The 26,115-nt window shown below is 41.1% G+C and carries 22 protein-coding genes and 1 pseudogene; 8 read left to right on the top strand and 15 right to left on the bottom strand.

What is annotated here, in order from left to right; translation table 11 throughout:
• The first annotated feature begins 5 nt into the window (after positions 1-5).
• Positions 6-887, top strand: a complete 882-nt coding sequence (locus EGM68_RS18710) for a carbohydrate ABC transporter permease (RefSeq protein ID WP_043886031.1) — start codon at positions 6-8, stop codon at positions 885-887.
• A gap of 233 nt (positions 888-1,120) precedes the next feature.
• On the opposite strand, the gene EGM68_RS18705 is transcribed toward EGM68_RS18710, so the two are convergent.
• The 8 genes from EGM68_RS18705 to EGM68_RS18670 all read right to left on the bottom strand — a co-directional run bounded on the left by EGM68_RS18705 (position 1,121) and on the right by EGM68_RS18670 (position 10,265).
• Positions 1,121-1,864: a DUF4261 domain-containing protein gene (locus tag EGM68_RS18705; protein WP_129549794.1), complete on the bottom strand. Its 744-nt coding sequence runs from the start codon at positions 1,862-1,864 to the stop codon at positions 1,121-1,123.
• 545 nt (positions 1,865-2,409) lie between these two features.
• Complete coding sequence (locus EGM68_RS18700) at positions 2,410-2,907, bottom strand: hypothetical protein (RefSeq protein WP_129549793.1); 498 nt, start codon at positions 2,905-2,907, stop codon at positions 2,410-2,412.
• A 28-nt stretch (positions 2,908-2,935) separates the two neighbouring features.
• Positions 2,936-5,935: a contractile injection system protein, VgrG/Pvc8 family gene (locus tag EGM68_RS18695; RefSeq protein ID WP_240664077.1), complete on the bottom strand. Its 3,000-nt coding sequence runs from the start codon at positions 5,933-5,935 to the stop codon at positions 2,936-2,938.
• A gap of 25 nt (positions 5,936-5,960) precedes the next feature.
• A complete protein-coding gene (locus EGM68_RS18690) occupies positions 5,961-6,440 on the bottom strand; it encodes a DUF4280 domain-containing protein (protein WP_129549792.1) in 480 nt (159 codons plus the stop codon).
• A gap of 31 nt (positions 6,441-6,471) precedes the next feature.
• Complete coding sequence (locus EGM68_RS18685; RefSeq protein ID WP_129549791.1) at positions 6,472-7,101, bottom strand: hypothetical protein; 630 nt, start codon at positions 7,099-7,101, stop codon at positions 6,472-6,474.
• Between the two features lie 12 nt (positions 7,102-7,113).
• Positions 7,114-7,626: an imm11 family protein gene (locus EGM68_RS18680; protein WP_129549790.1), complete on the bottom strand. Its 513-nt coding sequence runs from the start codon at positions 7,624-7,626 to the stop codon at positions 7,114-7,116.
• A gap of 12 nt (positions 7,627-7,638) precedes the next feature.
• Positions 7,639-8,742: a pentapeptide repeat-containing protein gene (locus EGM68_RS18675; protein WP_129549789.1), complete on the bottom strand. Its 1,104-nt coding sequence runs from the start codon at positions 8,740-8,742 to the stop codon at positions 7,639-7,641.
• A gap of 20 nt (positions 8,743-8,762) precedes the next feature.
• Positions 8,763-10,265: a hypothetical protein gene (locus tag EGM68_RS18670; RefSeq protein WP_013372461.1), complete on the bottom strand. Its 1,503-nt coding sequence runs from the start codon at positions 10,263-10,265 to the stop codon at positions 8,763-8,765.
• A gap of 249 nt (positions 10,266-10,514) precedes the next feature.
• Here EGM68_RS18670 and EGM68_RS18665 point away from each other — a divergent pair, with 249 nt between their 5' ends.
• The 3 genes from EGM68_RS18665 to EGM68_RS18655 all read left to right on the top strand — a co-directional run bounded on the left by EGM68_RS18665 (position 10,515) and on the right by EGM68_RS18655 (position 12,788).
• The gene (locus EGM68_RS18665; protein ID WP_129549788.1) at positions 10,515-11,477 is read left to right on the top strand and encodes a helix-turn-helix transcriptional regulator; all 963 of its coding nucleotides are present in this window, start codon (positions 10,515-10,517) and stop codon (positions 11,475-11,477) included.
• Positions 11,478-11,585: 108 nt separating this feature from the next.
• Positions 11,586-12,212 (top strand): type 1 glutamine amidotransferase family protein, encoded by a 627-nt coding sequence (locus tag EGM68_RS18660; RefSeq protein WP_129549787.1) that lies wholly within the window; start codon positions 11,586-11,588, stop codon positions 12,210-12,212.
• A 51-nt stretch (positions 12,213-12,263) separates the two neighbouring features.
• Complete coding sequence (locus EGM68_RS18655; protein WP_129549786.1) at positions 12,264-12,788, top strand: VOC family protein; 525 nt, start codon at positions 12,264-12,266, stop codon at positions 12,786-12,788.
• Between the two features lie 379 nt (positions 12,789-13,167).
• Here EGM68_RS18655 and EGM68_RS18650 read toward each other — a convergent pair whose 3' ends face one another.
• From EGM68_RS18650 to EGM68_RS18620, 6 genes are all read right to left on the bottom strand, one after another.
• Positions 13,168-14,595, bottom strand: a complete 1,428-nt coding sequence (locus tag EGM68_RS18650) for a pyridoxal phosphate-dependent decarboxylase family protein (protein WP_129549785.1) — start codon at positions 14,593-14,595, stop codon at positions 13,168-13,170.
• Between the two features lie 597 nt (positions 14,596-15,192).
• Positions 15,193-15,552 (bottom strand): putative zinc-binding protein, encoded by a 360-nt coding sequence (locus tag EGM68_RS18640; protein ID WP_013311396.1) that lies wholly within the window; start codon positions 15,550-15,552, stop codon positions 15,193-15,195.
• A gap of 264 nt (positions 15,553-15,816) precedes the next feature.
• Complete coding sequence (locus EGM68_RS18635; RefSeq protein WP_129549784.1) at positions 15,817-16,359, bottom strand: hypothetical protein; 543 nt, start codon at positions 16,357-16,359, stop codon at positions 15,817-15,819.
• 557 nt (positions 16,360-16,916) lie between these two features.
• Entirely contained in the window at positions 16,917-17,342 is a 426-nt protein-coding gene (locus EGM68_RS18630; RefSeq protein ID WP_129550347.1) for a DUF600 domain-containing protein, read from the bottom strand.
• 123 nt (positions 17,343-17,465) lie between these two features.
• Positions 17,466-17,948 (bottom strand): antitoxin YezG family protein, encoded by a 483-nt coding sequence (locus EGM68_RS18625; protein WP_129549783.1) that lies wholly within the window; start codon positions 17,946-17,948, stop codon positions 17,466-17,468.
• Positions 17,941-21,018: a DNA/RNA non-specific endonuclease gene (locus EGM68_RS18620; RefSeq protein WP_129549782.1), complete on the bottom strand. Its 3,078-nt coding sequence runs from the start codon at positions 21,016-21,018 to the stop codon at positions 17,941-17,943. The genes EGM68_RS18625 and EGM68_RS18620 overlap by 8 nt, the downstream gene beginning before the upstream one ends.
• Before the next feature lie 747 nt (positions 21,019-21,765).
• Between EGM68_RS18620 and EGM68_RS18615 the strand changes: the two genes are divergently transcribed.
• From EGM68_RS18615 to EGM68_RS25800, 3 genes are all read left to right on the top strand, one after another.
• Complete coding sequence (locus tag EGM68_RS18615) at positions 21,766-21,957, top strand: GNAT family N-acetyltransferase (RefSeq protein ID WP_129549781.1); 192 nt, start codon at positions 21,766-21,768, stop codon at positions 21,955-21,957.
• A gap of 399 nt (positions 21,958-22,356) precedes the next feature.
• Positions 22,357-22,674, top strand: a complete 318-nt coding sequence (locus tag EGM68_RS26215; RefSeq protein WP_090738577.1) for a hypothetical protein — start codon at positions 22,357-22,359, stop codon at positions 22,672-22,674.
• A 1-nt stretch (position 22,675) separates the two neighbouring features.
• Positions 22,676-22,843, top strand: coding sequence for a hypothetical protein (locus EGM68_RS25800; RefSeq protein WP_165264056.1), 168 nt, complete (start codon positions 22,676-22,678; stop codon positions 22,841-22,843).
• Between the two features lie 171 nt (positions 22,844-23,014).
• Here EGM68_RS25800 and EGM68_RS18605 read toward each other — a convergent pair.
• Positions 23,015-23,264: pseudogene (locus EGM68_RS18605) on the bottom strand (phenolic acid decarboxylase); the annotation flags it as partial.
• 200 nt (positions 23,265-23,464) lie between these two features.
• Between EGM68_RS18605 and EGM68_RS18600 the strand changes: the two are divergent.
• Positions 23,465-25,705, top strand: a complete 2,241-nt coding sequence (locus tag EGM68_RS18600) for a right-handed parallel beta-helix repeat-containing protein (RefSeq protein ID WP_129549780.1) — start codon at positions 23,465-23,467, stop codon at positions 25,703-25,705.
• Positions 25,706-26,115: the final 410 nt, after the last annotated feature.

Raw genomic sequence — 26,115 nt, 5'->3', positions numbered from 1 at the left:
AGGATATGAAAACCCAGGCAGCCGCCAACTATCCGCTTGGAGTCGCTACTCGCGGCAAAATGTTAACTCGGGTCGGTTATGCCGCTTTGTATATACTTTTGATCATCTTAGCGGTGACGCAGCTTTTACCGCTGGTGTGGCTGATGCTTTTTTCGCTTAAAAATAATCAGGAAGTGTTTAACCTTCCACCGTTTGCACTCCCGTCCCAGCCGCATTGGGAAAACTATATGAATGTGTGGACCAGCGGCAATATCGGACGGTATTTCTTCAATAGTGTGTGGATTACGGTCATATCTGTGGCGCTGACCGTGCTGCTTGCCAGCTTTGTTACGTTTGCCATTACACGTATGCGGTGGAAAGGGAGTCAGCTGGTTCTCGGGCTCTTTATGGTCGGACTCATGATTCCGGTCCATTCCACCTTGATCCCGCTATTCAGTATGTTTCTCAAACTGCATCTAACAGATACTTCAGTATCCATCATCCTGTCGTATGTCGCTTTTAATCTGCCAACAACGATGATGATCTTGCTGGGATTTTATTACGCCCTGCCCCGTGAAGTGGAAGAAGCGGCCGTTATGGACGGCTGCTCCGTCAACCGGATGTTCTTCCGGATTGTGCTGCCCATGACCACCCCCGTCATGGCAACGACGTCTATTATTAATATGATCTACAACTGGAACGAGTTTATTTTCGTCAATACGTTCATTAGCTCTGACGAAAATAAAACACTGACCGTCGGCGTTCAGAACTTTATCGGACAATATACGACCGACTGGGGAGCAATCGGAGCCACGCTGATGATCAGCATTTTGCCCATTTTGCTCGTGTTCCTCATCATGAGTGACCGGATTGTGGAAGGGATCGCAGCCGGGTCAGTTAAAGGGTAAAGCAAATTTTCTTGATTAGAAGAGCACCCCCTAGTGTAGACATTGGATCAAACCTCTTGGTTTGTCCGATGAATGCTAGGGGGCATTTTTATGCGAGTTTAGTTTAGGCGGCTGGAGGGCTAGTTATTAGTTGCTGATCTTGAACAAAATAAAGGCTTTTTCCTCCTCATAATAGTAAGTGGAATAAGCCTTTAAGAATTTATTAAGTATAACTGGGTATCAAATGAAAAAATTTAATTGATAGGGCGGTGATTTCGAATTAAATTCCATACTCCGAATGGATTATAGAATGGATCTTCTTCCTCAAACATTGTACATTCTTTATGCTTTAATAGATAGATTGGAGAGCTTGGATCTGTACTAAATGTTTCTCCGTTAGTGATCTTTGGAGCTTCTACAAGGTTATATAAGCAAAATATCCTGAATAATGTGGACACTTCCGAGCCAGTTATGTCTTCAGAAGTTGTTTGTACATCAGGATAACCAAAGCTGTGCATACCAGTAGTGTAAAATGTGTTTTCTTCGCGGGACATTTGAATAAACGCAGTAAAAACTTGAGCAATGTCTCTACTACTTGTTAGTCCTAACCATTCCTCTTTTGTACTTGCTCTTCCAGAAGATTCAACATTTACAGCCATTCCTCCTGCATGCAATACAGCACTAGCAACCTCCATAATATCCAAAACTTTTTCTATAGAACCGCCCTCACCCAAAAGATAGATGATACTTTTATGTTCATTTAATTGATCAATATGTTCCCTTTTAAATGAGCCATTTCCAGCTACCTCGAAAGCTTCTGCAACATAAGGATTATATTCACTCATTTCTACGTCAAAGAAATCTTTTGGATTATTAAGGTTTCCGATATGGCTACCTGCATATATAAAACCGTTTCCCTTTCGAGCCATTGCCTCTATAAATTCATCTCTTGTTTCCCAATAACCAGGTATTCCTAAAATAATTTTTGGTAAACTCATAGCAATATCACCTTATCTCGCAAGAATTTATACTCGACCATATTAATCTTTATTCATCTAATTTTTCTAAGAGGAAATTGGCCTTTTTAAATGTAAATTTAGATCGTCATCATTAAATTTTTTTTAATCTTCTGTTTAGTGAGACTTTCTAATTTGCCCAAAATTCCGCATCGGGTAACATCTTGATAGTGCCCAGAGCCAGTTTGTGCAAGCCCTCTTCTAAGTTATTCCCCTAATTTTCCATAAAATGAATTTTATATAGTTAATTTCATTTGGGAACTTTAGATTATATTAATGTAATTTTAGGAAATGAGAAATAAGTGAAAGCATAAAACACAGGTCAATAATGGTGACTTCTGACCATAATCGACCTGTTTATTGTAGACTTTAGACTTTTTAAGGTTATGCTTTTAATCATCAATGTGTGTTTAAGTAAACAAGAAAAGTCTTTATACGGGTATTACATGAGCTATATAAGTCTTTGGTAGAGCAGATGACTTACTCAGCACTGGGTAGTTCACCTAACCGAAAAAATGTAAAAATGGTTACTCTATACGTTCATTGTCAAGTGCATCCAAGATTTCATCACTTATATCAAGTGGTTCCCTTTTAACTCGATTTGCAAGCGAAAGAAAATCAGTAGCACCAACTACATTCAAATAACCTCCCCTTATAAAGAAAAGGCCACCTCTTTCATATAGCTTTATTGCTGGCTCAAACAAATCTTTATTATCAATAGCAATTTGATTTCCTTCATCAATGAGTGCGTTTAACTCTATATAACTGGTAACAATTTCTCTAACATAACTATTGTCAATTTCCTTTAGTATTTGTAATTCATTAACACTCACTTGTGACTTAGTTATCGAATTTGAAATTATAATAAAAGGATACCTACAAGGCCCAGGATAATATTGAAAAAATATTGATGCTCTTCTTAAGTATTCTTTACTCAAATGAACATGTGATCTTGCTTGTTTGTTTCCAATACAACTCCAATCTATTGTAGAAATACGCTTAATTGCCTGATTAAAATTTTCCATCAATTATTTCGCTCCATCTTCTCTATTTTTATTGCCCAAGAACTTTTTTCGCATAATATTCATATCCTCCAGGGAGTTCAAATGAAGGTTGATCAGAAGCTACATCATGTGCACCAGGAGGATCTGAACCAAAATCATCACTATCTTTTTGATACGAACCAGGATTTTTATATGGGTAGCCTTGTTTCATTTTTTCACTTTCAGTCAATTCATGTTTAGCTAACTCTTGAAACCACTTTTTTTGTTTTGGATCTAGCTCACCTTTTTGTGCTTCTTTCCATATAAACCCAACCTCTAAATCAGGAGTAAAGTGGCCAACTCGATAACTTTGATTATCTAAAGGAATTTTATGTGTATCAAAAAACATGTGTTGTTTCATAGCCCTAATTTCTGCTATTGTCATACCAGTATTTTTTGCAACCTGTTCAATATCAGTCATACCAACACTTCTAATATCATCATAATCCTTTGATGCAGCTTTATATTCTTTTTCTTGAAATTCATCCATAAATGTGGGTTTATAATCATCTACACGCTTGTATTCATTCCAATCAATCTTTTTAAGGGTAGGTATTGATTCAGGAACATTACCCGTTCCCTTAGTGCTCTTACCCGTGTACTCTCCTGATTCTAACGCATCAATCTGCTTTTGTCTCTCAGGCGAAATCTTTGCACCGGAACCTTTAGAATGTGGGATGTCAGGACCAGGATCATGAAACCGATAATGACCACCAGCAGTTGCGAAGATGGGTGACCTTTTAGTTAAACGAATATTCATCTTTCTAGATACACTTTGCAAGTAACTACCCAAGGATTCAAAATTGGTTGGAAAACGGATGGCATTTGTTTTGAATTTTCCATCTCCAATTTTCGCCAGAGCAGAGTCGGCCTTTGCTGAATCTCCGAATAAACCCGGCGCGCCACCTTTACCGGCTTTCTTTTCTTCAGTTTCCTTGAGTCCCTTAGATAAGGAGGCTTCTTCTTTCCCCAACTTTCCCAGCTTTCTAACTAACTTTGTGCCACCTTTAACAAACGCATAAATGTCTGCAACACGTTCAACGGCCTTGATGCTGTCGTATCCTGCATCGTAACTTTCCTGTTTGGTATCGGTCAATGGATTAGGGAAGAAATTATTCAATTTTCGCTCAATCGGATCGGGTATGCTTTTTATGCCATCCCACACGGTTTCAAGGTCGTGAACCACATCTTTCTTTGTTTTCTTCCCTTGGAAAGAATCGGCAATATAGTCCCAGCCAAACTTCGCACCGCTTTTAATTCCCTCGAGCGTCTCATTGCGCTCCAGAAAACCTTTACCAGTGTAATTTCCCGGCATAACAAGAGGGGTCATTACCATGGTCCCCATATCCACTATATCGACAACCGAGTCCCATACACCGCCTATAAACTCCAAACCCGCATCCCATTCTCCCTTGAGGGTGGCACCAACGTTTTCTTTAGCACGTGCCCCCATTACGCCTTGGATACCCTTTTCAGCGACTTGCTTCTCAAAGTCAGACAAGATCGGATTTGGGTAGTATTGATGGAGGGAAGCTTTAAGCTGGATTTCCGAACTCACGCTGTTAACTTCCTGCTCCAAATCAAGCGTATCCGTTGTTGTGCTCAAGTGTAAGCCATTCGTTCCTTGCAGAAGAATGCTACCTGCCGAAAGACTAAGACTACCTGCGGCTTGAATTTGTACACGTTGGGTGCTGTTCAGGCTGACACCGTTATGGGTATTCATGGAGATGTATAGTGATCCTTCCTGTGCACTCATCGCCAGCTCGGAGTTCCCTAAGGAAATTTCTTTTCCTTGAGGATTTGCAAAGGATTTGATTCCGGGATCAGAAGTTTTACGCTGGTGGCGTTCTGCTGGTGATTCGATCACGGTACCTTGAGCTGCGTGAGATGAAGGGACAGCAACACTAGATGGTTTCGTTCGGACCGATTGTATGACCATCGCATCGTCTTCGTCTGCACTTGGAAAATACAGCTTCACCTGTGCACCCTTTTCCGGCATCAGATACCACACCTGATTCCCTTCTGCAGAATAGGGGAACCACTGGGCATCCCTTGGATTTTGATGACCGTCTATATCCAGATGCAATCGAACCTGATTCCGACTGACCTCCAGTATTTTTCCTTCGATAGCCGCGCCAATGATCGTTCGATTATAGATTTTAGGGACCTTCAAGCTCGCCGACAGGGCGCATTCATATGACCAAGTCATCAAGCCACGAATCAATTGACCCTCACGTTTGGTGATGACGTAAGTTTCGTGATTGCGTTCAACTTCATCTCCTAATTGCAGCATTTGATCCCACTCAAAGGTATAACGGGTGTAATCTCCGATATTGGCAGATCTCCAGCCGTTCGCCTCCTGATCCAGATAAGGAGCGATCTTGCGTTGTAACGAAAAAGGAACCTCTTTCAAATGAATATGCTGCCTGGCTTGCGGGATTCCGATCCAAATTTGCGCATGGTGTGAAACGATATTGGGGACGAGCAGGGCTCCCACATGTGAAGCCAGCCGTTTTAAAAAAGTCCAATCCGTCTCCTGATACTGCATAATAAACTGGCCTGTCGCTTTTTTCTCAAAAGCTTCATCGATCTTATCCGAGCCTTTATAATCGGCCAGCACTGCATCTACAATCTCCACAAATTTTTGATTGATATGTTGAAAGGAACGATTTTTGAACTGCGTATCCAATTTGAAGCTGTGAGAAATGACGTCGAGAGTTACCACGATTTCCTGGTGCGTGTGCTCCACATCTACGCAGTATAGTTGTCCTATGAATAATGGATGCTTCTGATCTTTGGCATCGGAATACCATAGCTCAACTTCGTCGTCGCTACTTGCTTTAGTAATGATCGTGTCTGCTTGATTGCCTTCCAAGACGCCCGTGATCTTCAGTCTGGCATGTTCTCCGAGCTCGTGACTCATATGGACATTACGAAGACGCAGCTTGCCATAGGGCCAGGTAACATGTAGATGCTGATAGGTAAAACGGTCTTTTGCTACGATGTTCATTCCTGAATCTCCTTGCTTGATAAAGTCAACTGTCTTGCCCGTCATCGATGATCGAGATGATGCCCCCACCACTAGGTCCTATCGCAGAAGAGAGGGTAACATCATCACTGGGGTCTATCATGAAATTGAACGTATTAGTCAGAACATCTTGGCAGCTACACATTAAGGTCGAATTGTTGAGTAGGGCGGGTGCCCCCTCGATCAATACGTCTTCTTTCCCACCGGTCCACTTGGACCCAAACGCAATCTCAGGTTCGCAAGGAAGACCATGCTTCAATTTACACAGACCAAAAGCATTGATTTTGCTAATATTGGCTCCACAAATGGCATCGTCCACGTTCAGAACGGGTTTATCTTTAATGAAGACACCATGGCTGTACATCATATTAAGCACACCAGGGTCTGTACCTTGACTGCACTGTAGCTTGGCTCCTCTCACCACATAGGAATGTTCTCCGCTGAGTGCACCTTGGGCCAAAGCTTTAATAAGTATAGGTAAAAACATATAAGTACCTCCTTGGATAAAAGGTATAGATTCAAGAAAGCTCCGACCATGTCGCAGTATGCAGCATGGCATAGGTTAACGGAACCCAGAGGGGACCATCCTCCAGCTTAAATTGGCAACTCCCGATCATAGCCTTGCCACGCCAGGAACGCACAAAGACAACCTGATAATAGGGAGAGGGGGAAACTAGAAAAATAGCTTCATAGCAGCCAATGATGGTATCTTGAATAGAAAGAATCTTTTCATCTACAAGCTTCATACTTGGTTGTGCGCGACTGGTTTGCTCAATCATCTGTTGTTGATAGACTTCTATTTGCGTAGGGTTCAGTTCTTGCCCGCTTTGGTGCAGACCGAACAGGATTCCGCCCAGCTTGTCCTGAACGACGAAGCTTCTCGATGGATCTACCGTCTGTCCAGTTCGAACTTCTGGAGCAAGAGAGTCAGGCAGGGAAATGGTGACTTGATTTTCAAAGACAGGAAGGGTTTGAAACCGAATTTCCTGTTCATTCGTCAGCGTTAGTGAGCCTTTTAAAATTCCCTCTATCGCTTCTTCAATAGATATCATCATCCAGCTTTCATCGTTTTCCGCTGTACTTAATTGCTCTTTCAATATTTGCTGATGATGCAGTTTTAAAAAAAATTCATCCCAATGCTCCGTCAAGATTGAACCTCCTTATAAGAGTTCTAGCTTCTGTAGCCGAAAACCACTCAAACTCCGCCGAAGCAAGCTTTCAGCAGCCTCTAAGCTAACGATGAAATAAGGTTCCCTCACGTTGGACAATCGGAAAAAATGGTGTCCATTCACCTTATGGCTATCTAGAACAAGTCGTTTTAGAGTTTGGTCGTGCGCATAAAATTCAGTCTGCTCTGAAATGCCATCCACAGAGGGAACGGAACAAATCCAATATAATTCCTGACGGCTAGGTTCCCGGTTCACGATATACACCTGCTTAAAACGAGCTTGTGTATTGTATAATTCTAGAATCCGTTTCAAAGGATCGGAAAATAGCGGTTGTGAGGTTAAAAATGGTAGCCAGTCCGTATACTCCGCATCTTCTGTCGCATGAACATCTAAAACCTGAGCCGGAGGCATGCCAACAAATGGCGTTTTAAAAAGATTTAAATTCATCGGTTCAATGTTTCGGGATATACGATGATCATCGACCAGCACATAATAATGGCGCATACACATTCCTCCTTACTCCGTCCACACAATAGATTGAAGCTGTGCTTCGCTTAGTTTCCAATGCTGGTAGTACTTTTGCGGGACGAGGGTTCCTTGCATCGAAGCCCCATCAAAATACGCATGTTCAAACGAATGTACATCCGTAAAATCGGCCCCATCCAGGATGGCATGTTCAAAATGAAGGCCACATAGACCTGGCACCCGAACTCCATGTTCCCGATAAGGTTGTCCGCTGGCATTACTGAAGTTAGCATCTCTCAAATTGCTATATCTAAAATCCGCGTCGGTCAGTAAGCATCCCTGAAAGCTACCCCCTGCTAGATTCGATCGCTGCCACATGCTTCCGATCAATATGCAGGTGTGAAACTGGCTTTCCCGTAAGTCACTGTGGCTAAAATCGTTATAGCGCAGATCCTTTTGCATCAGGTGAAGGTGGGGAAGAGAGAGCCGCTTTAGGTTTTCGTAAACATAGGGTTCTTCTTCACTGGAGTGTATCAATTGCTCTCTCACATGATCTGCAAGAAGTGCTTCCTGATCTTCGACATATAGATTCTCGCTGATATCCTTGTACTCACCCGTTCGGATGGCTACACGATCAGCTTTATGAATAGCGAGATACTCAGGCATTTGAACCACTTCTGTCATGCCTAAGCGCAGAAGGGAGCTCACAAACTGGTGGAATAAAGGAGCGGATTCCAACATCAATCGTTCAACGTCCACTGAAGTGATCGTCCCCATATATATTTTTCGTTCCTTCTCCAAGGCTTCCAACATGATACTCATTGGTGCGTAAGCCCATGACGCGTCATAGGTTAACTTGCAATCAGAATCATCTTCGTACCATTCAGCAGAATAAGCCTCGACCATATACAGGTAGGATTGCTCCAGCATCTGAGTGCGCAAGAACGAGTAGTGAATATATCCAATGGGTTCTTTTTGGCCTTGTTGCTGCATGCTCAAAATGTGTATACACAAATCCCTAAACGATTCTTTGAAATCGGAGATTAGTTGAGCTTGGTAGCGATCAAACATGGCTTCCAGCCTGTCCAACTGAATGTCCAACAAAGGTGTAAAATGATGTTCTTTAAAATGGTATAATGCCGCTTGTTTATCCATCTGCTAGTTCTCACCTTCCGTTAGTTCATCTTAATTTCCGTGCCGGAGAAGGTGGTTTTGTCATCCAACGTGATCGTGTTACCTTTACCAGACAGCTCAATTTTTCCGGCAGAAAGCTGGATGTTACCGGAACTCATAATAATATCCGAAGCCGCGCTAATACTCACATTTTTTCCACTTACAATATCAATGCCTGTTTTATCGTTAATGACAATGGACATGCCATTGCCAGAAATAACGATTTGATCTGGGGCGAGCATGATTTCTTTGCCGTATTTGGTTCGCAGCGTCTTAATGGCAGGATCAGCCATTCGATCTGGCGCAGGAGCTACCGCAGACAGTGCCGAAGAAGACTTTGATCCGGCAGACGAAGCAGAAGTTGTGCCATGACCAGAAGTAACAGAAGCTTTTCCCCCGGAAGGTTGTGGTTCTCTTTTAACTGAGCTGATTGCGTATCCTTCTTCTTCCTTATAACTGGGGAAATAAATGCGAATGCTGTCCCCATCCTCAGGCATACAATACCAGCCCGTGTTATCCGCAGAGGCATAAATGGTAGAGTAGGGAAACCAGTAATCTGTGTTCGGATCTTGCTGATCGTCCATATCGAGCTGGGCGCGTACTTTGTCCCGACGAACGCTCAGTACCTTGCCTTGAATGGAAGCGCCGATAATAGAGCGATTGTAGTCTTTAATCGGTCGTAAGCCGCTCCGTGGTGACAGCTTGGCGGTATGGGTCAGTACTCCATCCTTCATCTCCGTTAGCACCTCAGCTACGATCAGCTTATGACCTTGAAAGGTCACTTCGTAGCCAGGCTCCAGCAATTTCTCCGTCTCGACCTCATATTGGATAAAATCCGCATCACGCACGCCAGGGATATGGTTCTCTGAGGCGGTTTGAAAATCCGCGACCCGTTTGGTGACTTTATAATTCGTAGATTTAATTTCTCCTTTGCTGAGTCCCATAGGTAGGCCAAAATAAAACTTTGGCACTCCATAGCCCACTGCAGGAATGAGCGGAGAGTAGAAGTGGGAAGCCATCCGTTTCAGAAATTGCCAATCGGTTTCATCATATTGCATGATAAAGGTACCAATGGGCTTCTTATGGGACACAACATCCATCGCTTCTGCTTTGGAGTAGTCCGATACAATACTTTCAATCAAACCCGTATAGGTGAGCTTGGGATTTTGGAAAGAGCGTTGATGGCGTTTAATATCTAACTCGTAGGTATGAGAGATGGCTTCGACGGTTAGGTAATGGACCCCGTGAACGACTTTTTCCTCCACATCCAAGGCAATGCCTCGAAAAAGAGGCTGCCGATTGCCATTTTTGTCCGTAACAAAAGCTTTGACCTGGGTTTCTTCATCCGAAGCACGTACATACAGCTCTCGCTTTTTCTCCGAGATGATGCCTGTACAGATCATTCGGGCATGGTCATTGACTGTTTTTAAGATTTTAAGTTCATGAAGGCGGACGAACTCATAAGGCATGATTTCGATATGACCGTACGTCACGATATTTTCCATAGGTGTCTCCTTCTGTAGTTGTGTTTAAAAAGTGGAATTATAAATCCAGCATATGTATTTATCGGTTAAAAGAGAGAGTTAGTTTACAGAATGACCCATACATTATGGTATTTACTATGTGTAAATCTGGAATTTGGAGATATGAGAGGGAAGTATAAGATGGAAAAAAGCATATAATAGGTGGTAAGAGGGAGTATAAAGTGATATTTATAAAAGATTAAGCTTTAATAAGAGAGGAGGGTTCATGTTATGCCAAAAAACGATAATATGCTGGCCATTTTATGGATGCTGAATTCGGGTGTGAAAATGACCGCAAAACAAATATCCGAAAAGTTAGAAATAAATATAAGGACAGTTTATCGGTATATTGACGCACTATGCGCCAGTGGAGTGCCTATAATATCCGACACGGGTCATCATGGCGGGTATCGCTTGCTGAATAATTTTATTAGAGCACCTTTACTATTTGATATGGAGGAAAAAAAGGCGCTCCTTCATGCTGCGGTTTTTGCAAAAGAGGCTGGATACCCTTTGAGTGAGGAATTAAGCAATGCGACGTCAAAATTGAAAATGTATTCGAATCAAGAGCAGGAAAGTATACTTAGTCGTCATTTAGCCGGATTTGAAGTGATAAATCGCATGGGAGATCCTTCTCTTCAGCCGATATTGGCAGAATTGGAGCAGGCTGTAGCCAACGAATTCTCTGTCGAAATGGATTATCGCACAAGCCATGAAGAACAACCCAAGAATAGGGTGATAGACCCCTACGGAATGGTTTATTGGAACAACAAATGGTATACTGTTGCATTTTGTCACCTAAGGAATGAGATCCGTAGCTTTCGGGCAGATCGGATTCTACAGATTAAGCGTACTCCAAGCCTATTTAAGCGGCCTGAAGCTTTTTCGGCTCGTGAATTTTTTATGCAAAATCTGTTACCTGATTTAGTGGGCAAGGACGGTTTAATTTCTTTAATGATCGAAGGCAAGTCAGAGGCATTGGATGACTTATGTCTACATTGGTTTTTGGGGCATCATCTGAAAGAACGAACCGCTAACCAAGCCATCTTTTTGCTTGAGGAAAAATCACTTCATACATATGTCCCTTATTTACTCCTCCCCTATGGGAAATCCATTCAAGTCATCGAACCACAGAGCTTGAAGGAAAAACTAGTTGCTGTTGCGTCGGAGTTAGTAGAATATTATCAGCGCTAAAAGCTTCACTGACAGCAGATGTCAGTGAAGCTTTTTTATAATGGGGATAATCACGGGTTACCGAGGTTGGTATCACTTGATAAATTATAAAATAAGGAGAACCTGTGAATGAATAGTACGGTATATCTTTATGTATTTGACACTATGGCAGACTGGGAGATCGGTTACTTAACTGCCGAACTGAACTCGGGGAGATATTATAAAAAGGGGCTGGTCCCATCCAAAATAGTTACTGTGGGAATGGAGAAGACTCCTGTCACTACCATGGGCGGATTGAAAATCCTGCCTGACATCAAACTGGATGAGTGCAGTATTGAAAGCACGGATTTATTGATTTTACCCGGTGGAAATACATGGACAGAAACCATTCACCAACCAATCTTAAAAATCGCTGAGAGGTGTTTAGAGAAAGGTATATGGGTTGCAGCGATTTGTGGTGCTACCATGGGACTTGCCCAGGCAGGACTGCTGAATTCACGTTCGCATACAAGCAATGATCTGGAATACCTCAAAATGACCTGTCCCACCTATACAGGCGAAAAGTATTACAAAATGGAATCTGCTGTAACGAATGGAAGGCTGATCACTGCATCTGGAATGGCTCCGTTGGAATTCTCCGTACACGTTTTGAAAGCTTTGGGTGTGTTTTCTTCTAAAACATTAGAAGCCTGGTATAGTCTTAATAAGACACGTGCTTCCAAACATTACTATGAATTGATGGATTCCATCCAATGAAGGTATAAGCATAAAACTGAACTGTTACGATCATTTAAAGGAGGAGTTAAAATGACTGAAAGCAGAGAATATGTGGGAGTGTCAGGTAAATATACAAAGAAGGGAATACCCAACGGCTTTACATCTATTACCCCGTTTATTACCGTGAAGAATCCTTCCGAAGCAATAGAGTTTTATAAAGCGGTTTTCAATGCGAGGGTTAAGGATATTACTGAATTTTCTGATGAGAATGGCAATAAAATCATTGTTCATGCGGAATTAGATTTTGGAAATGGTTTTTTGCAGCTGGGAGCAGCGAATCCGACATATCAATTGGTCTTGCCGCCAGATGAAGGCAATGCGTGTTATTCTTTCGGAATTTACGTAATGAATGTGGATCAGGTCATTGAAAATGCGGTAGCAAGAGGAGCGAAAGTAAGGGAGCCAGTGACAAACTTTGTTTCAGGTGATCGATTCGCAAGTATACTGGATCCTTGTGGAGTAAGATGGTCTATTATGACCAGGATTGAGGATTTGTCAGAAGAAGAAAGTAGTCTTAGGGTTGCTGAATGGGCCAAAAGCTTTAGTGAAAAATAGATGCGATCACTTTTTTGGTAAAATGTATTAAAAGTGACTATCTGCTGAAATGATGTAATAGAACTTCGGATGCCAAATAGTTGGCGAAAAATATGGCATCATTATCACCAATAAGGCATGTTGTGTACGTGGTAATAATATATCGAGATCAGAATATTGATGTAAGAGAGTTTAAGAGCAACTTGAATATATTACTGCATTCCAAATAACGTTTTAGGATTGAGTGCTGTTCACTGTTACTGCATTACACAATGGCAAATAATTTGGAAGATGTCTGGGAAAACAGTAAAGAGGGGCGACGTGCCCCTCTTATTTGTGTGATGCTGAACATTTTCATCTATTTACAGAAAGTGCAGTACTTCATTTTCACAATTGAACATCATAAAAGAGCTTTTTTCTCATTCAATGATCTTGCTATATTCGATAAAAGCTGAATTGTATTCCTTATCTCATCTTCGGTAGTGTCTGGGTGAATTGCACAGATTCTGAGAACCGTTTTTCCATTAAGTTGTGTCGTAAGCACAGAGGCGTATCCGTTCGTCATCATTTCTTGGGAGATCCTTTTATTGAGTGAATCTAATTCTTGGTCGGATAATCCAGGTGGTGCATATCGAAAATTAACAATCGCTAACTGCGCGGGGGATACAATTTCCCAATGATTATGTTTCTTGATTTCATCTTCAGCCCATTCTGCGAGTTGAACTCCATGCTCTATGGCTTCACCGACAGCATCAGTCCCCAAAGCTTGCAGTGTCACCCATAGTTTCAGACTTCGAGCAGGCCGGGTTAACTCTGGACCCAAATCCCAATAATTAATATGTTCTTCATCAGTCTCGGCATCCTTCAAATATTCTGGGCGTGTGCTGAAGCAGTTTTTGAGTTGCTGCTTATCTTTGGCTAAAACCACGCTACAGGAATAGGTCTGCATTAGCCATTTATGTGCATCCCAAGTGATACTATCTGAACGCGATATCCCGCTCAAAAGAGACTTATATTTCGAAGAAGCCAAAATCGACGCACCGTAAGCTCCATCCACGTGTAACCAAATATTATGGTTTTCACATAGGTCAGCAATTTCGTTTAGCGGGTCAATACTTCCCGTATTGGTTGTACCTGCCGTGGCAATGACCGCAAAAGGCTTCATGCCAGCCGCCTGATCATCCATTATTTTTTTCTCTAAGGCTGAAACATCCATACGAAATTTTTTATCACTTGGAACTTTCCTGATTTGATCACCACGGAATCCGAGGATGTGTAGCCCTTTGGCGACCGATGAATGAGTTTGATCTGAAACATAAGCAGTTCCAATGGCATATTCCTGCTCGGATAACCTTGCATTGCGGGCAGCCGCTAAAGCGGTCAAATTTGACAGCGATCCGCCCGACAGAAATAAGCCCCCAGCCGTATCTGGATATCCTGCTTGGTCACACATCCACCGGATCACTTCTCCCTCTAAAAGGCTTGCGCTCGAACTCAGCATCCAGCTTCCGGCGTGGGTATTATAAGCACTGGTCATGATATCTCCTAACCAAGAGTAAAGAGACATTGGACTAGGAACCAAGGCGAAAAAGCGAGGGTGTTGCATGAAAGTTTGATGAGAATAAACGTTTTTCCTCATTTCATCGACAACTTCTTTTACGGGTCTTCCTTTTTTTGGAAAACCAATTTTCCTTAAATGAGCTATTGTTTCCTCATCTGCAGTGTTGATTACTTTTTGAGATCGGATATTATTATTTTCTGCCATATATGAATGTATGAACCGCTCAATAATCTCACCTAATTGCTGATTTGGTTCTTGATTCATCATAAGCATCTCCTTTGTTTAACTTCAACCAAAGTATAATATAACATCTGTTGTCATTTTGTGATATTTACCGATTTCATCATTACGTTTATTTTTAGGCACTTCGCTATACGTAAAGTAATTTTCAAGGGCAAAGATGGCTGTAAAATCGCCGTTCAGTGCAAATGCTGGAAACGTGATGTTGGGAACCGATATAGTACTCCGACTCAAACCTGGTAAGCAGGCAGATACATAGTTGCTGTGTTGATTGGATGGTAACGACGTAATTTTGCAAGGCAGCAAGGAGGCGGGGGAGCTTGAATATAGGAGGGGGAACCTTAGTTATCTGAAAAGTATTAAAAAAGAATGTATAGTCACTTGTAAGAAAAGTGTTCGAAAACGCTTTGCCATATGTTGCAAATGAGCTACTTAAAAATTTAAAAAATGACTCCAATTAGTGCTCCAAATTCTTAAGGATTTTTATATCTAATGATTAAACTGGGAGTAAAAAAATACTGGTGGCCCTTAAAGATGTGTTAGGAGCCACCAGTACAAACTATTTATGATATTGTTACATAATAAGAGCCATCTTTCGATACAGACCTTAATCTTGACTAAGAATTATTGTCCAATTTGTTCTAAGATTTGTGTGTAAGCATTCCTATAATGATCGGGGTTAGGATCTTCTCCTATGATCTTGGGTACGTCAAAGTCAGACAGCAGGAAATGGTGTTTGGGTTGAACTTCATGCCTTGCTAAGCAACTCTTGCAACAGGACAAGGGACAGCCGTCAATTGCAATGATGTCACGTCCCGATTTCGCTGTTCTGACAAGGGGTTTGACATCACCACCAACACCAGCTATGCAGGACATTTCAGCAACTTTTTCTCGATCCATTTGTATAGCGATCATGTTAGCGGTTTGTGCTGCGGAGGAACATCCAGAACAAGAATAGACAAGTGGTAAATCAGTTCTTTTCATCTTTGTACACTTCCTTGTTTTTTCTTTGTGATCGATCATGGTATCTTTGGTTTCAGCTGAAATAAATTTAAAATTGTTTGTATTTTAACTTAAATTTACAGTCTAAACCGTGATCGTGATCACGACATTATTTTTGTAAAATCTGCTATAGGGCTAACTGTGTGTATGTAAATCAGCTAGATCTTTAGAAAAAAAAGCTTATCCCAACTCATAGATTTAAGTTGGAATAAGCTTTTGAAATTTAAATATTAAGGTGCAGTTAAACTAATCAATTTCCGGGTGAAGAATTTTAGTTAATTTTGTACCATCGAACTTGTCACCCCCTCCTCTATTTTCTTCTATAGAAAATTTTAGAAATGGGTCGATACTTGGCAATGGAAAATTGTAATCTATCATGAGCTTTATAATTCTCTCCAAAGTTTTCAAACTGCTTTCGCCGTATCCTTCGAATACAGTGTACGCATGACTGATACCAAGGTCATAAATACCTCGCAGTAAGGCGTCGACTGACGCATCTATATTTTGATATAAGCTATACAAATATATGAATTCATCTTTACTCAACTTCTCAAACTCTTCCTCCTCGTATGTTTTGAATTCTGTTAAATTCTCAGGAATTAATTCAACGACTATATCGTTCCAATCATCCAAGTATTGTATATTAGTGAATTCCCATAAATAATTTAAAACGATCTTCCAAACATTAATGTCATATTTCAAGGCTACAATAGCGTTCTCAAAACAGCTAATACCAAATGCAACTCTACCCCTCATTGAAATATGCTTAAATTTTTCCATGTCCTTCATCGTTAGTCTCCTTTATACCATCCAGTTAGTGCGTCAGCAATATTTCTTTTGCATAAAGGCGTACTTTCGCAAGTTTTTTTGCATACCTTTATTCATTCCCAAGGCATTCTTGCCTATAATGAAGCTATCAAAAATGGGAAAATCAAAATAAGTCACGAGCCAGTTAATATGAATATTTTCGTAGAATAGATTAAAGTAGTTAGAGAAGGAAGAAACTATTGGACAGGGGAAGTAATATCAAAATAGCAGTTGCAACAAAAGACGCCCACGGTAGATTTCCAACCAACAAACGGATAAGAATATAGGATAAGAACAGCAAGATATAATTCAACAATCACGAACCGCTTGCCCATCAAGAAATATTTGAGGCGGTGCCAAGGAAAAGAATTGGCGTGCAAAGCTGAAAGGAAATGTGTTGGGGAGGGATGATACGTTATTGTTTTGTGTGGAATAAAAGCTCATTCCTACTAATAAAACAAGTTGGAATGAGCTTTTGTAAGTTTATCGAGTGCTTAATCAGTTAGTGTTTGGTTTGTTGGTAAGTATTCGAATTTACTCTAAAAACTCTTTTCTGCTTGAATTTGTTCAAACCATTCCATTGAAATATCGTCTGCAGTTTTAACCGGATGATTAGTGTGTACTAATTCATAATTGTAATTAGCTGTTAATTTGTTTGATTTGACATCATAAATTATTTTCATTTCTGTAGGTATTTCACGTCCGTATCTTTTGCATAAATGAAAAGATTTCTCAATATCATTGTTTATTATTTTTATAACTCCACGTTGTCTTTTAACAGATACGTCATATACAAAAACGTCTTTTTCTGCACTGTTTAATACATCATTAAGTTTATGTCTTTCAATAACTTTGTTGTTTATACGATAAAAAAAGTCGCTAGAAATCATTCCCTCTTCATATGAGCAATAAATATAAATTTTATCTGCTCTATCATTAACATATTCCAAGCAAATGGAAACCATATCAGCTTGTAACTCGCTAAAAAAATTTTCAAATAGATTAGTTATATAAATCTCTCCTAATTTAGGATTAGAAGGTCTCAAACTATCTCAATATTATTTTCTCTAAAAGTAACATAGTTATGCTTATTTATTTTCTTTTTCCACAGTTTCAAGATACTTTTCTAAATGCTTTTTTCCTGAGTTACTTTTAGGCATAATGCCGAGATAATTGTATTTCCAAATCGTTTTTCTTGCATGAGGGTCTGTGTTCGAAAGATTGTCATAATTAAAATCAATTTTGAATTTTCCTGTCCTTTCTAATACTAAAGTTAGATTGCTCCAGGCCTCTTGGTCGTTATCTTTAAATTCTCTCCAGAGCACCTGAATTAAATCCACTAATTCATTCCACTTTCCAGAATATTCAATTTCACTTACTGTGAAAATTTCAGGAATGTCATGGCTGTAAACAGCTGTATCACTACCCTCAGGATAAAAGTAAAAATATGCAGTTTGGGCACCGTCTACGATTTCGCCGTACAGGTAGACTTTAGACCATTCCTCGGGAATCGCATCCACTATGACTTCTGCTATTTGTTGATATAATATTCCTAATCGTTCATCATTCATTCAATTTCCCTCCTGGTACATTATCGAATCTACTAAATTCCCAATCTTCTTCACCAATTTTATATTTAATATCAAAACTTTCAGGACGTTGAGAATTCCCCTTGTAATTTGGTGTTATTTTTACCTTCACTTCATCGCCTTGTTTAAGTGCGTCAGCCCAAGAATTTTCGAGTTTCTTCCATTCACCTTTATTTAGATTACCATTCATTGGCACGAGATTATCAAGATTCCCTGAACCCTTAAATATACTTGCAATCAGATGGCCACCTTCGTCATCAGGCAAACGATCTTCTCGACCTGCAATCCTCTGAGCATATCCGTTTCTTTTTCCGTCTCCTAATTTGAGTTCACCTTCCACATTTGAAACACGTCCTTGACCATCGGTTTTATAATTGTATCCTTCCTTACTAGTATACTCAATATCTGGTTTCAAAACCTTTTTGCGACCATTTTTAGTGTAATGATCTCCATAGTTTACTTTGGTGGGATTTTCTGAAATCTTCTCAGTTTTAGGCGGTTTCTCCTTAGGTTTGCTCGGTTTAGGAAGAGCGGAACCATGTTTGCCTTCATCTTTGATCATTTGCCAGAGTTCAGCGGAGCTTTTTCCAGTGTTGGACGCGCCACTGTAGAGCGCCTTACCTCCATGAACCATGAAACCAGCGGATGCTGCTGCTGCCAGTACGCCTACAGGAGTTAATACGCCCGTAGAAGTCGCAATTACAGAAATGCCTTCTCCTCCCACCCCAGCGATTACTTCCCCAGCACCTACTAAAGTGCTAACCACGTTTCCTGCAACTTCGCCTACCTTACCTGCTGTCGGGTGCTTAGGATGATAGTCACGTTGCTTATATAAATCCATTGACATATTCACCTTGATGGTTTCATTGGCTCCCTGAGCAGCATCCCATATCAATTCACCTTGAAGCTGTGCCGCTTCCCTTTTTGCTTGAGCAGCCATCATGTCATTTTTAGCACTTTGTTCAAACATCTTTTCCCACCAAGGCTTAGGTTCCACGACTTGTGGTTTAGGCTGTTGTGCCATGCGGCTGTCGTAATTGGCTCTCCAGCGTTTTCTTACTTCTTCCGGAACCTGCTGATACGTATGAACCATGGCATTCGATTCTTTAAGCAGATTCTGTACTAGTTCCAATGTGCCGCCGGAATGCGCTATATGACGTGCGCTCGTAAACACTTTCCCAAGAATCCACTTGTTATAATAGGCTTGTTTAGCTTTCTCATGCTCGTGTAGACTAATCAACCCTTGCATAGCCAAACCCGCCAAGTGTTTTAATGGGTGGACTTCGCTCCTCTTGCTACTGCCTCCAACGGTAGGGGTTCCTTTGCTCCGAACAGGGATTGCTGCGGTTGCTCTCAGAATCACACCTGCCGCAGGTCCACTTAGCGCTCCTACAACAACGCCAGCCACTTTCCCCATTACCGGAATGGAGCCTAATAGCTTGGATACTGTCCCCATCATGGCATTCGCCTGTTGAAGCTTTGCTGGACTGGTGACTTTTGCTTTAGAAGGAGAGGCTTGGCTGCTTGATGATGTTTTAGCTGCTGATGGAGCTTGCGCCGCCTCATATACTTTGATGCTCATCAATGGTGGTTCCGACACAGGAGGGAGGTCAGCTACGAAAACAGGAGCCTTCACTGTACCTTCCTGATAAATCACCGGAGCCTTGGTATCTGTCTCACCATCCAGTACCATGCTGCTGGCTCCGCCTATTAGATGTAGCGCCGTTCCAGCTTCGAGCGAAAGTTCCTGTCCTGCATCGAGCTTTACATGACCACCCTGAATCAGCACATTCCCCGGACTGTCGATCGTAATGCCGCTACTTTCATGCAGTGTAATGGAAAATTCACCGGAAGTGGATAGGGTCAGATCATGCTCAGACATTTCGACGGAGCTACCTTGCACATGTTGCCATACCTTCACATTCGGCTTTCCATTTGCGTGGCGTTGTTGTCGGAGCGAATCCGTTACATAGGCATCCTGTTCGCGGTGGGTGGGCAGATACAATTCCACCTGTTCCCCGATCTCAGGCATATCGTACCAGCCACTATGTTCTTCCGCGACATAACGGGTGGCGATGGGAAACCAGCACGCTTTGGCAGGATCTTGCTTCGGGTCAATGTCCAGTTGAAGCTGTACAAAATCCTGCTGTACCTTGAGCACCGTTCCTGTCAGCGAAATTCCAGTAGCCTGATCGTTTTCATACCGCGCATAGCGGATATCTTGTTCGGCTTGAAGATCATAACGGGTGCGGAGTAAGCCATCTGCTAAGGTTGTCACTGCTCGAACCACGACCAGTTCTTTGCCTTGTCCAATAGGTAACGTGATGAGGTCGCCTAGTGCATAGTATTGCAGGCTTTCAATCATATAGGTGACATACGAGCCAGCACGTTCTCCCGGCTTTTCCGCATCCAACTCATGAAACGTTTTCCGTACTCGATAAAATACATCCCGCTCCACCTTATGCTGCTTGCCTTCTGGCATACCGAAGAAAACCTTGGGCGAGGCTGCGGTTACCTCTGGCACAAGTACGGAGCCGAAGCGAGAAGCGAGGCGTTTTAAAAACGCCCAATCCGTCTCCTCATATTGTAAAACAAACGTGTCCAATTTGGCATGGTTGCTTACCGTATCAATGGCATCTCCGTACTGATATTTTCGAACCATCGATGTGACCAGATCATCATAGGTGCGGTGAATATCTTGATAGGAGCGTCTTTTACGTTTGATATCCATCTGGTATGAATGGGAAGCGGCCTCCAGTTCAAACGTATACACGCCTCGCACACGGTGTATGGACATACGTGTAACAATCCCATGAAACAGCCTTCTTAGCGATTGTCCCTGATCATTTAACTGACGAATCACAAGGGGCTCTTGCTCCATATTTTGACTGATACAAGCGGATCCCTGTTCTTCGGAGAGTATGCCACTGATATGTAAAAAGGCATGATCATTAATGGTGCGTGTTATTTGAAGTTGTTCGATGTGTAGTGGCTGAAAGGGACCATAAAAGCGTAGGCTTTCATATCCGATCCCATCTGATAATACGCTCAAGTGAGTTCATGACTCCTTTCTAGATGCGATGGGTATTTCCAAGTGAAGCACGTCATCTTGCATTTGCTTCTGAATTATCGAAGCTGCAGATGAGTACAACAGTGAGTCAAAATAGATATGTATTACAAGGTTTGTACGCTTTAAAGGGACGAGAGGTGATATTTAATAAACAACCCAGCATATGTATTTATCGGTTAAAAGAAGGATTTAGTTTACAGAATGACCCATTGGTTGGGGGATTTACTATGTTTATTTTTGGAAGTAGGAGGATGAGAGGGAAGTGTAACATGAGTTAATATAGGAATATGGTAATACGCCACATGGTTTGCTATTTCGATGCTTTTTCATGCTGCCAAAACAGATACTTAAAACCAAATGATACCCTACCTAACTAAACAATCTAAATTTAAAAATAATGGAGTGATAGAATGATAAGGGGACTTGTGCTTTTAAATAGTGGGAATATTGAAGATTACTTACCAGACTTATATGATTGGAGTCTTACTGAAAGCGAAAAAGAGCAACATACTTGCCGACCCATAATCGAACTTCCTCCATATAACAATTATAAAGAGAATGTACTGAAAAGGCTTGCAAATGGGCAATTAATATATATCTTGGTTGATAAAAGTAACAGTAATAAGCGGATAGGAAAGATACAGCTTTTTGACTATAATTCTCGAAATAAAAGTGCCGAGAGTGCCGAGATCGGATACTACTTGCCTCTAAGGCATAGGATGCAAGGATATGCAAATGTATTACTTGATATTTTTAAGCACAATGTTTGAACGTAAGGATTTGGAGTTGAACAAAATTTATGCAACGGTTGCAGCATGTAATCAAGCTTCTATAAAATTATTAGAAAAATTCCATTTTAAGCTGGAAGGGACTTATCGAGAGCATGCTAGCTTAGCTGAAAAAGAAATAGAAGGAAATTGAACTATTATTTTTAAAATGGAACGAGTTAATTTCAAGTAAATCCGTTTCATCCTCTCGACACACGTTGAGACCGTAGTAAAGCTATGTCGAGTCGATATATAGAGGTGCTTAATTGTAGCTTCCTATGTCCTTTACGAGCTGGGGAAAAGTTTATAGAAATAAGGTATGGCACAACAAAATAAATGTTTCGATTTTTTTGGATTTAAAGTGGTTGGACACATCCGATGTATTTAACTGAAAATGTGAGTATTCAAGAGAGCGTCCTTAGTTTGGCGTTCTTTTCTTTACGCTACCTGTAAGAATTCCTCAAGCAATAAGGTTATTCCCTTCTGGGACGTGCAATCAACTTGCTGTGGTTCAATTACTTTAAATAAATACGGATGCGGGAAGGTGAACCCCTTGGATAAATTTAAAGATCTGGAGAAATTGATTAAACTTACAGGAGATCGCGCCAAGTTGGATGCGAAAGCGAACGATACCTATATTGTATATAAAACGCCGGATGGCCAAATTGTAAAAGAATACAACGATGGAGACATTGTTCCTGTTGCGGATACGGATGTTCTCATGCATAAACATATACCAATGATGTATGTATTTGCGGGGAATAATGGAAGCGGTAAAAGTACGATTCAGAACCTGGTTGTTGACCGACTGGGAATTAGCGTAAATATTGATCCTGATGCCTTGCCCAGAGGAATCGAAGTGACTTTCTGAGATGGATATTGTGAACAGACCTGGATTCTCGGAATGGGAGGATAAGCATCATTACAAGCAAGCATTGGAGAATGAAGCTTTGTACTGGCAGGGCATGAAGTACGGAGCACAGTTTGTATATGTTGTATTAGAGAAGATGCTTCATGATGAAAAAGAGAAAGAAGAATAGCCAATGGAGATTAGATGGTTATAGAGAACATTAAAAAAGATGCTGGGCACCTACCAACCTGGTCATACCCCTGTCAAGTAGACAGGGTATGACCAGGTTGGTAGGTGTTTTAATTTGTCTTACGTTATGGGACACAGGCTCAGGCTTTTCAGTTCAATTCGTCTTGTTTGACTATGCTTGCAACTTACCCGCACGAATATCATCTGTCATGCCCGCGTAAGGTGCCTGGGCAATCAACTTCTCGTTGTTCACACCTGCATTTTCAATGAAAGTAATATATGCGAATTTAGGAACTACATGCTTCGGATAAGTCTCATACTTTTCACGCGATTCTTCCATTAGAGGGAAAATCATTTTGATAGCGTACTTTAATCTCTGGATGCTCATGCACCCATTTCGGAAAGAAAATAATACCATGCATGGTCAATGAAATGGCTGGATGGGTTCAGTATTGGAGAAGCTTCGCCGAAAGAATCATAAACTTTAAGTCGGTATAAGTCGATTAAATAATTAAGGGCTTATATATACACAAATTTCTATATTAGAACATACCTAGCAGTGAACTTAGGCCCAAGCGTAGAAGCTGTATCTAAAAATAGAATTCATTCCAGGAGGTAAGCTATGAATAAGAGAACAGGCTTTAGATTTTTAGTTGTAATTATGATGATTTATGTATTTACTTTTAATCTGGGTGTGGAAACTGTAAAGGCAAATTCCGTATATTATGTTTCTACAACGGGGAATGACATCACTGGAACCGGTACACTATCAAATCCATGGAAAACCATACAAAAGGCAGCAGATACCATGACAGCCGGAGATACCTGCATCATACGAGGTGGTACATACCGGGAAACAGTAACACTTCATACTTCCGGAACTTCTGCAAAACCCATAAACTTTGAGGCTTATACAGGAGAGAACGTAACGGTATCCGGTGCCGATCCGGTTACTGGCTGGAAAAATTACTCCGGATCCATCTATTATGCGGAAATGAGGGGTTCCCTTGGAACAAAAAATCAGATATTTGTTAATAAGCAAATGCAATTTGAAGCTAGATGGCCCAATTCATCAACACTTGATCCCTTAAATTCAACATATGCAACAGTTGATTCCGGTTCCACTACAACCATCAAGGATGGAAACTTAACTCAGGCACCTGGATACTGGGTTGGCAAAACGGTTTGGAGTGTTCCGGGAACAGGCTACAAATCTTATAAAAGTACCATTACCAGCTCAAGTGACGGCTCCATTACCTTTGATCAAATAGATACTGCAGCGACAGGCGGTAACAGCTATTATATTACTGGTAATCTTGAAGATCTTGACAGTGCGGGAGAATGGTATTTTGACAGCATTACTGGCAGACTTTATTTATGGGCACCTGGTGGAGTTGATCCGAATACTTTGACAGTAGAAGCAAAGAAGCGGACTTATGCATTTGATTTAAGTTCCCACTCTTACATAAATATTACCGGAATTAATATCTTTGCCTCCAGCATTAAAATGTCTAATTCTAATTACTGTAAAGTTTCTAATATGATTGCGGAATATGTCAGTCATGATTCGGATGTTACCAGACAATACAGTACAGGGATATTTATGTCCGGTACCAATAATGAGCTTAGAGACAGTACTTTGACCTACAGTTCCGGTAATCTGGTGAGTATAGAGGGAACAGGAAATAAGGTAATTAATAATCTTATTCATGAAGCAAATTATTCGGCAGCGGATATTCCGGCAATCTATCTATTGGGGGCAAACCATCTAATCAGTCATAATACGGTATATAACGCTGGGCGTTATCTGATATTTATGCCTACCCAAAACAGCCAGATACAATATAATAATCTGTACAATGCAGGAAAGCTGACAAAAGACTGCGGAATACTCTATGAATTTGCCTGGGATGGGCAAGGGACGGTAATTCATCATAATTACATCCATGATAATCTGGCAAAGAATTATTCCGGCACTGGTATCTATCTGGATAACGGTAGCAAGGGCTATATTGTGCATCATAATGTTGTATGGGGAAACTATACAGGGATAAGATTGAATACACCCAGTAATTTTAACCTGATTTATAACAATACCACCTACAGTAACGGAAATGTAGGATATTGGGGAAGTAATTTTCAGTCAGATATGTACGGCGACAGAATTTTCAACAATATCTTTACTACTACCTTTACACTGCCTGGTACTCATATAGAGGGAAATAATATTACCTCAGAAACCAATCCGTTATTTGTGAATCCCACAGCATATGATTTCAGGTTGCAGTCTACTTCTCCAGCTATTAATGCAGGGGCTGTAATATCTGGAATCACGAATGATTATGTTGGTGCGGCACCGGATATTGGAGCATATGAGTTCGGTGGAGCTGACTGGACTGCCGGGCATGATTTTTCTTCACCTCCGGACCCGGTTTTTGAGAGTGTCAGCTTACTTTATGTTAATAACGTAAGGCAATCTGATTTCGAGAAAGGGATAATCTCACCATGGGCAGCAACATATTCAGATACTGCTGCAAGTGTATCGGTACCAAGAAGCGGCTCTAAGAGTGTTAGATTGGGACCCGGAGAAGATGGTATCGAGCAGGTACTTACGGGGCTAAGTCCTAATACCAGCTATATGTGTACCGCGTGGGTTAAGGCAGACATAGGAGAGCGGATTCAGATTGGCGTTAATGGCTTTGAAGGAACGGATGCATCCTCAACATCTGACAGTACATCCTGGACAATGGTAAACATTCCTTTTACAACCGGAGCAGGCGCTACCAGGGCAACAGTGTATGCTTACAAGAATCCTGGTACAGCATATGTTTATGTGGATGATTTTGGGGTAGTTGAGCAATAAACTATTTTACTGGTTTTATGTTTGACAGGATTGTCAGAAAGTCAGAAAAACCAAGACTGCCTTGGGGCAGATGGATCAGGAGGGACACTTTCAGTAGAAAATAAAAAAAGAAAGACATAAAGACTCTGATCTAAAAACGATAGATTTTCCGCCAAGGGGCGACCAGGCCTTAGGGTCATCATTTTTGTACACTCAAGGCATGTGGAGTGCGTGGTAGTAATATATCGAGAGGAAAAGCATTAATACACGAGGGATTAAGATTAACTTGGATATGTTCCTGCATTCAAAAAACGCTTTAGGGTTGAGTGCGGGAATATATATTATTTACATATATAAGGCATGTTGCTGGTAAAGAATAGTATTAAGCCATCTATGTAGATCTATATTTATACTTCACTAATGAAGAGTAT

This window comes from Paenibacillus sp. M-152, assembly GCF_003856555.1.
In the GTDB taxonomy this organism is placed as follows: domain Bacteria; phylum Bacillota; class Bacilli; order Paenibacillales; family Paenibacillaceae; genus Paenibacillus; species Paenibacillus polymyxa_C.
Note: the sequence above shows the minus strand (reverse complement) of the source record. Positions and strands in the feature narration are given on the sequence as shown.